Source organism: Burkholderia sp. SIMBA_051, from assembly GCF_046534915.1.
GTDB lineage: Bacteria > Pseudomonadota > Gammaproteobacteria > Burkholderiales > Burkholderiaceae > Burkholderia > Burkholderia ambifaria.
Genome location: NZ_JAWRXS010000016.1, coordinates 170,667 through 177,942, shown reverse-complemented (window position 1 = coordinate 177,942; position 7,276 = coordinate 170,667). Strand labels below are relative to the sequence as shown.

The window sequence follows — 7,276 nt, the reverse complement described above, 5'->3', positions numbered from 1 at the left end:
ATCGTCTTCGCCTGCTCGTCGGTGAGCAGCGAAGCGTCGAACTTGTCCCACGGAATGTCCTTCTCCATGTCCCAGCGCACGGCCTCGAGCGATCTGAAAAGTTCCGGATAGAGCATCGTCGTCACCGTCATCGGGAAGCGTTCGGGTTCGTGACCGGCCGCGCGGCACTCATGCCGACTGCGTGGAGGCCGACGCGGCCGCGTCGGCATCGGCTTCGCGCTCGTCCGCGTCGTCGTCCACCGTGCGCGGCGCCAGCCGGCCGCGCAGCAACGCGTAGTAGAACTGGCGATAGGTGCGGTGGTAATAACGGATACGTAGCGCGATCACGCCGTGCAGATCGTGCAGCCGCTCGATCGGCAGGTTCGGCATCATGTGGTGCTCGACATGATAGTTGTTGCCGTTGGTGAACCACGTCATGAATGCATTGCTCTCGATCGTGCGCGTGTTGCGAAACGGATCGGTGCTCGTCAGCTCGCAGCGGTAATGCTCGGGCATCTCGATCAGCGCATGCACCGGCGCCGCGACGAGCACGAGCGGCACGACCCACACCCACACGACGAACCACGTGTGCAGCGCGACCGACACGCCGGCCAGCAGCGCGATCGCCGCGACCATCAGCAGATGATCGCGGCGAATCGCCTTCGACACGAGCGGGTTGTCGCCGAAGCGCGCGCCCGGCACGACGAGTTTCGCGACGTTCTTCCCGAACTGCAGATAGTGCGCGGCCATCGACAGCCGCCACGCCCACAGTCCGACGCTCACGACCGGGCTGGCGCCGTACTGGTCGCCATAGTTGAAGAATTCCTTGTTCTCGGGCGTGCCGAGCAACCGGTGATGACGCAGGTGGCTGTCCTGGTAAGCATGGAACGACACCAGCATCGGCATGCCGACCAGCACGCCGAACACCGTATTGAGCCGCTTGCTGCGGAACCCCTGGTAATGCAGCGCCTGGTGCTGCAACTCGACGCCGTGCGCATAGGTCGCGCCGATCAGCAGCACGCCGACGATCTTCAGGATGACGAACGCAGACAGTGCGAACAGCATGCCGTGCGCAAGAAGCGCGACGTAGACCGCCAGCTTCAGCGAGAAGACCACGCCGCTCGGGCGGCTCTTCATGTCTGTAGCCGATTTCTGACGGGCGACAAGCGGTGAGGTGACGGACAAAGCGCTCTCCTTGGCCGGACCCTGCCCGGCACCATGACACGGCAACGCTGGCGCGCGCCGGGATGCAATTCTTCTGTGAGTCGATGCCGCGGACAAACGAATTTTCCGAACGCATTGCATGACGCCCGCGCATGAGCGCACCACATCGTGAATTAGACGACCGGTCGAATGCGTACCGACCGTTCACCTCGTGGATGCGTGCCGCGCATGCATTGCCTGCATAGATTCCGTTTGTCGCGTCGCGCCGATGCGGCAAGAATCCTCCTCACTCGACGAACGGCGCCGCCGGCATCGTGGCGCGAGCGGCCGTGTTCCGCAACGGGAGAATCCTCGTGACGAAGTGCGCATCCACCATTCATCGCCTGATCGAATCGCTCGAGGACGTCGACGGTGCGACGCATCGCATGACGTTCGTCGACGATGCGGGCAACGAAGCCGGCATCACGTACCGGCGTTTCGCGGAAGCGGTGTTCCGCGAGGCCGGCGCACTGCGCGAACTCGGCGTGCACGAGAACGACATGGTGATGCTCGCGCTGCCCGCGTCCGTCGAGCATGCGGTCGCGATGATGGCCTGCGTGATGATCGGCGCATTGCCGTGCACCGTGCCGGTTCCCGCACGACGCGCCACGGCTGGGCGTCAGGTGGTCGACGTCGCGTGCGAGCGGTATCGTCCGCGCGTCGTCGTCGCCGCGGATGCACAGGCCGCCGCGTGGCACGACGCTGCATTTCCGGCCGCGTCGACGCGCGTGGTCGATCTCGCGACACTGTCGATGGCCGCGGACAGCGGGGCGCGCGCGCTGATCAGCGCGAAGCATGGCCGCGATTCGCATCATGTCCAGCTGACGTCCGGCTCGACGTCGCATCCGAAAGCGGCCGTGCTCAGCCATGAGAACGTGATCGCGAACGTGCTCGGCATCGGCGGATCGGTGCGCTTCGACATCGCGGCCGGCGACGGCACCGCGTCGTGGCTGCCGCTCTATCACGACATGGGGCTGCTGACGCTGCTGTCGAACCTCCACTACCGCGCGCCGCTCTTGATGATGCAGCCGAACAGCTTTATCCGGAACCCGCTCGGCTGGCTCAAGCGCATCGCGTCGACGCGCGCGACCACGACGTCGGTGCCGACCTTCGCCCTGCGCTACTGCGTGCGCCGCTTCAATGCGGCCGCGATGGACGGCGTCGACCTGTCCGCGTGCCGCAACATCTTCATCGGCGGCGAACGCGTGGACGAAGCCACACTGCGCGATTTCGCCACGACGTTCGCGCCTTATGGCCTCGCCGCATCGGCGCTGCAGCCGTGCTACGGGATGGCCGAATCGACGCTCGCGGTATCGATGCACCGTGCGTGGCATGAAGGCGCGATCGATGGTGCGCCGTACGTGATCGCCGACACGATCGGCCGGCGCACGCTGATCGAGCAACGCGCGGCTCAACCGGTCACGCATGACGACAACCGCGACCCGCAAGCGGAAACTGAAACCGTGCTCGCGATGGGCACGCCGATCGAAGGCATGGCGTTCTGCATCCTCGACGACGGCGATCATCCGCTCGCGGCCCGCACGGTTGGCGAAGTCGCGATTCGCGGCACGTCGGTGATGCTCGGCTACCTGAACCCGGACGACGGCGCGATCGCCGCGCCGCTGACCGCCGACGGCTGGTTCCGCACCGGCGACGTCGGCTACGTCGCCGACGGTCAACTGCATATTCTCGGGCGCAAGAAGGAAGTCATCATCATTCGCGGCAGCAACTACTTCCCGCACGAGATCGAGGAAGCGCTGGCCGCGCATCGGGCACTGCGCAAGAGCACCTGCATCGCCTTCGGGCTGCCCGATCCGCAGACGGGCACCGAACGCCTGGTCGTCGCGATCGAGGCACGGCCGGCCGACGCCACGCCGCAGACGCGCACCGAATGCCAGCAGCTGCTCGCGTCGCGGATCGGCTTCGCCGCACAGGATCTGTGCTTCGTCGAACCCGGCTCGCTGCCGCGCACGACGAGCGGCAAGCTGCAGCGGCTGAAGTGTCGCGATCTGTATGCGACCGGCGCGCTGCCCATGATCGCCGCGCCGGGCGAGACGGCGGCCGGCGTCGGAGCCGAAGCTCAGCAAGGAGCGTACGCATGACGGCCGTTCAGACCGCCGCGCTGCCGCCGGTGCTCGAGCTGCGCGACGTCACGCGCGTGTACGAAGGCGCCGGGCACGTCGTCGCGGTGCGCGGCGCGACGCTGTCGATCGGCCCGCGCGACGTCGTCGCGCTGGTCGGCCCGTCGGGCAGCGGCAAGAGCACGCTGCTCAACCTCGCCGGCTTCCTCGATGTGCCGACGAGCGGCGAACGCTGGCTCGAAGGCCGCCGCGTCGACGATGCGCCGGACACGCTCGAACGGATTCGCCGCGAGCGCATCGGCTTCGTGTTCCAGCAGTTCAACCTGATTCCGGTGATGTCGGCGCTCGAAAACGTCGAGCTCGGCTGCTTCGCCTGGGGCACGCCGCGCACGCGTCGCGAGCGCGCCCGCGCGATGCTCGACGCGGTCGGCCTGGCCGCGCGCGAACGCCATCGCCCCGGCGAGCTGTCCGGCGGCGAGCAGCAGCGCGTCGCGCTGGCCCGGGCGCTGGCGAAGGAACCCGCGATCGTGATCGCGGACGAGCCGACCGCGAGCCTCGACAGCACCAACGCGCGGGCTGTCGCGGAGCTGATCCTCGACACCAACCGCACGCTGGGCACCGCCTTTCTGATTGCGTCGCACGACGATCGTCTGTGCGCGCGCCTGCCTCGCCGCATCGAGATGCGCGACGGCGTACCGGGAGTGAACCGTGAACTGGTCGACGTTTGCGTGGCGTAACCTCTGGCGCAACCGGCGCCGGACCCTGCTCACGATGGCGATGATCGGCGTCGCCGCGTTCGCGTCGAGCGTCGCGCTCGGCTACGTGATCGCGACCTTCGACGCGGTGCGCGAAGGGTCGATCGACAGCGGCGTCGGCCACGTGCAGGTGCTGCACCACGGCTATCTCGACCTGATCGGCGAGCGTCCGCTGCAGTACGGGCTCACCGCCGACGAACAGGCTGCCGCCGCGCAGGCCGTCGCGAAACTGCCGGGCGTGGCGACCACCGCACGCGGAATCGACTTCGACGGGCTCGTGTCGAACGGCGACCTGAGCTACGGCTTCGTCGGCGAAGGCGTCGAGCCGAACCGCGAGCCGCCCGGCTTCTTCGACTATCACACGGTGCTGTCGGGCCGCTATTTGTCCGCAACGAATGCCGGCACCGAAGTGGTCGTCGGCGCGGAGCTCGCGCGCAAGCTCGGCGTGCATGTCGGCTCGGTCGTGCAACTGATGGCGTCGACCGCGCACGGCGGGATCAACGCGACCGACGCGCAGATCGTCGGCGTGATGAGCACCGGCAACAAGGATGTCGACGAGCGGATCGTCGACGTCACATTCGGCGCGGCGCAGGCGCTGCTGCGCACCGACCGCGCGTCGCGCATCGCGGTGTTCCTGTCGGACACCGCGAACACGCCGGCCGCCGCCGCGACGCTGCGCGCCGCGCTGCCGCAACTCGACGTGCGGACCTGGGACCAGCTCGTGTCGCTCTATCACCAGGTCGTCGCGCTGTACAGGAACCAGTTCTCGGTGTTCGGCGCGATTCTGTGCGTGACGATTTTGCTGTCGATGAGCAACTGGATCCTGATGAGCATCGTCGAGCGTCGCCGCGAAATCTCCACGCTGCGCGCGCTCGGCGTGCCGGCGTCGACGGTGCGCGGCGTGCTGATCCGCGAGACCGCGCTGCTCGGCCTGCTCGGCGCCGCCGCCGGCATCGCCGTCGCGCTGCTCGCGATGGTCGCGCTCAACCATGCGCAGATCCACCTGCCCGCCCCGCCGGGCCGCGTGAAGCCGATCCTGCTCGAATTCGCGGTGTCGCCGGCCGCCATCGCCGCCGTCGAATGCGCGTTCGTCGTGCTCGGCGTCGCTGCCGCGGTACTCGCGACGCTCGGGCTCGCCAAACGCAACATCCTCGAAGGACTCGCCCCATGACCCGCATTCGCCTCATTCGCGCGACGCTCGCCGCGCTCGCCACGATGGTTGCGTGCGCACCGGCCGCCCGCGCGTCGGACGCGCCGGGCACCGCGCAGACCATGCTCGCCCGCGCCGATGCGTATCGCAGCACGGCTGCCGATACGCAGACCAACATCGAGATCACGAATGTCGTCGGCGGCCAGTCCGGCGACGCGACGCGCTACCTCGTCTACACGCGCGGCAACGGCGACACGCTCGCGCTGACCCGCAGCGGCGAGAACGACGGCCAGAAGTATCTGGCGACGACGCGCGGCCACTGGTTCTACGTGCCGAACACGCGCAGCGCGGTGCGCATCAACGGGATGCAGCGGCTGCAGGGCGAAGTCGTGATCAGCGACATCACGCGCACGCACTGGGCCGACAGCTATCGCGCGAGCACCGCGCCCGGCACGACGACGATCGCCGGCAAGCCGGCCACCGAGCTCGACCTCACCGCGACCGACCCGGACAACGTCTATCCGACCATCAAGCTGTGGGTCGTGCCGGACACCGATGTGCCGGTGCGCGCGCAGTTCTTCCTCGCGAGCGGCCTGCTGTTCCGCAGCGCCGATTTCTCGGCGCCGGTCGATGCGAACGGCCGCAAGGTGATCCGCAAGATCACGTATCGCAACGAGATCGAGAAGCAGCGCGCGAGCGTCGTCGACATTCTCGACGGCGGGCCGCACCGGATTCCGTCGGGCTGGTTCAACCCCGACACGCTCGCCGATGGTCAGTGAGTACGACGCCGATGCCGACGTTCATCGTGACCGCCCTCGCCGATCGCACCATCGCGCCAGCCGCACCCGCCGCGGCTGGCACGGTGCCGCACTTGCCGTGCCGCTCGCGCTCGGCTGCTCCTTCGCGCACGGAGCATCGCTGATGGAACAGCTCAGCACCCTGAACGGCATCGCGTACGCGCGCTCGGTCGACAGCATGGACGGCCACGCGCTGCTGGGCAGCCTGATCGGCGATGAGCCGCGCAACCAGCAGGAAGCCGGCGTGCTCGCGCGCATCGACGGCGAGAACCTGTTCATGAATGCGCGCGTCGTCGCGAGCAACCACTCGCTCGGCGCGCAGGCCACCCGCTTCAACGAGGTCGGCGTGCGCTACGCGTTCGACAACGGGATCACGCTGACGGCCGGCAAGCGGATCGACACGCTCGATACGTCGCAGGCGTTCTTCCCGCTCGGCTTCTTCCAGAAGCGCGCGGCGACGGCCGACATCTACGACCGCTACGGCGACGTCGAAGGCACGCCGCTCGTCGAGGCGAAATGGGCCGGCGAGCAGACCACGCTGCAGTTCATCGCCGGCCAGAACCGCACGCTGCGCAACGACGTCGACAACCGCGACGTCGAGGGCGCGACGCAGCTCGTGCGCGGCGCGTACAACGGGTCGGGCGGCTCCGCCGCCTTGCTCGTCGGCCGTCACGCGGGCCGCGGCGGCGCCGGCGCGACGCTGTCGTTCGACGTCGCGAGTTCGAACACCGTCTATGCGAGCGCGTGGGTCGAGCGCGGCACGACGCGGCCGCTGCCCGCGTTCATCGCGAACGGCACGCCGCTCGATGCGCCGGCCGCGTACGACGCCGTCGACCGCCGCAACGATCGCCAGTACATGTGGCGCAGCGCGCTCGGGATGCAGAGCGCGCTGCCCGGCAACCTGTCGCTGATCGTCGAGTGGTCGCACGACGAAGCGCGCTTCGATGCGAGCCAATGGCGCCGGATGGTCGGCGCGGTGCACGCGAACAACGCGCTGCTGCCCGCGGCGCCCGGCGCGGCCCTGGCCGGCCTCGGCGGCACCGCGAACTTCGTCAGCGTCGACGGCAACCTGCGCGACTACCTGTTCGCGCGGCTCGGCAAGAAGATCGGCCGCGTCGAGTATTCGCTGCGCGGCGTCTATTCACCACAGGACAAGGGCTTGCTCGCGATCGCGCAGGTCGTCGCCGACGTGAACAAGCTCGTGAGCGTCGACGTCGCCGTGTCGCACGCGTTCTCCGACAGCCACTCCGAGTACCGGATGGTCGGTCTCGCCACCCGAATCGACGCCGCCGTGCGCGTGCGCTTCTGACA

Annotated in this window: 6 protein-coding genes and 1 pseudogene; 5 read left to right on the top strand and 2 right to left on the bottom strand. The window is 68.4% G+C overall.

What is annotated here, in order from left to right:
• Both SB771_RS31200 and SB771_RS31195 read right to left on the bottom strand, forming a co-directional pair.
• Positions 1 to 125 (bottom strand): annotated as a pseudogene (locus SB771_RS31200) (ferritin-like domain-containing protein); the annotation flags it as partial.
• Between the two features lie 43 nt (positions 126 to 168).
• Positions 169 to 1,116 carry a fatty acid desaturase family protein gene (locus SB771_RS31195; RefSeq protein ID WP_175662657.1) on the bottom strand — a complete coding sequence of 316 codons (948 nt, stop codon included), beginning with the start codon at positions 1,114 to 1,116 and terminating at the stop codon, positions 169 to 171.
• A 380-nt stretch (positions 1,117 to 1,496) separates the two neighbouring features.
• Between SB771_RS31195 and SB771_RS31190 the strand changes: the two genes are divergently transcribed.
• From SB771_RS31190 to SB771_RS31170, 5 genes are read left to right on the top strand one after another with little or no spacing between them, the layout of a single operon-like run.
• Positions 1,497 to 3,284 carry an AMP-binding protein gene (locus tag SB771_RS31190; RefSeq protein ID WP_175662658.1) on the top strand — a complete coding sequence of 596 codons (1,788 nt, stop codon included), beginning with the start codon at positions 1,497 to 1,499 and terminating at the stop codon, positions 3,282 to 3,284.
• Positions 3,281 to 4,000: an ABC transporter ATP-binding protein gene (locus SB771_RS31185; RefSeq protein WP_175662659.1), complete on the top strand. Its 720-nt coding sequence runs from the start codon at positions 3,281 to 3,283 to the stop codon at positions 3,998 to 4,000. Before SB771_RS31190 ends, SB771_RS31185 begins: the two co-directional genes overlap by 4 nt.
• Positions 3,972 to 5,189: an ABC transporter permease gene (locus SB771_RS31180; RefSeq protein WP_175662660.1), complete on the top strand. Its 1,218-nt coding sequence runs from the start codon at positions 3,972 to 3,974 to the stop codon at positions 5,187 to 5,189. Before SB771_RS31185 ends, SB771_RS31180 begins: the two co-directional genes overlap by 29 nt.
• Positions 5,186 to 5,947 carry an outer membrane lipoprotein-sorting protein gene (locus tag SB771_RS31175; protein WP_175662661.1) on the top strand — a complete coding sequence of 254 codons (762 nt, stop codon included), beginning with the start codon at positions 5,186 to 5,188 and terminating at the stop codon, positions 5,945 to 5,947. The genes SB771_RS31180 and SB771_RS31175 overlap by 4 nt, the downstream gene beginning before the upstream one ends.
• Complete coding sequence (locus tag SB771_RS31170) at positions 5,937 to 7,274, top strand: hypothetical protein (RefSeq protein WP_175662662.1); 1,338 nt, start codon at positions 5,937 to 5,939, stop codon at positions 7,272 to 7,274. The genes SB771_RS31175 and SB771_RS31170 overlap by 11 nt, the downstream gene beginning before the upstream one ends.
• Positions 7,275 to 7,276 lie beyond the last annotated feature (2 nt).

What these genes read in the sequence shown, in the direction of transcription:
- SB771_RS31175 (WP_175662661.1), top strand. Translation starts at nt 5,186, where the DNA reads ATGACCCGCATTCGCCTCATTCGCGCGACGCTCGCCGCGCTCGCCACG.
- SB771_RS31195 (WP_175662657.1), bottom strand. Translation starts at nt 1,116, where the DNA reads ATGAAGAGCCGCCCGAGCGGCGTGGTCTTCTCGCTGAAGCTGGCGGTC.
- SB771_RS31170 (WP_175662662.1), top strand. Translation starts at nt 5,937, where the DNA reads ATGGTCAGTGAGTACGACGCCGATGCCGACGTTCATCGTGACCGCCCT.
- SB771_RS31185 (WP_175662659.1), top strand. Translation starts at nt 3,281, where the DNA reads ATGACGGCCGTTCAGACCGCCGCGCTGCCGCCGGTGCTCGAGCTGCGC.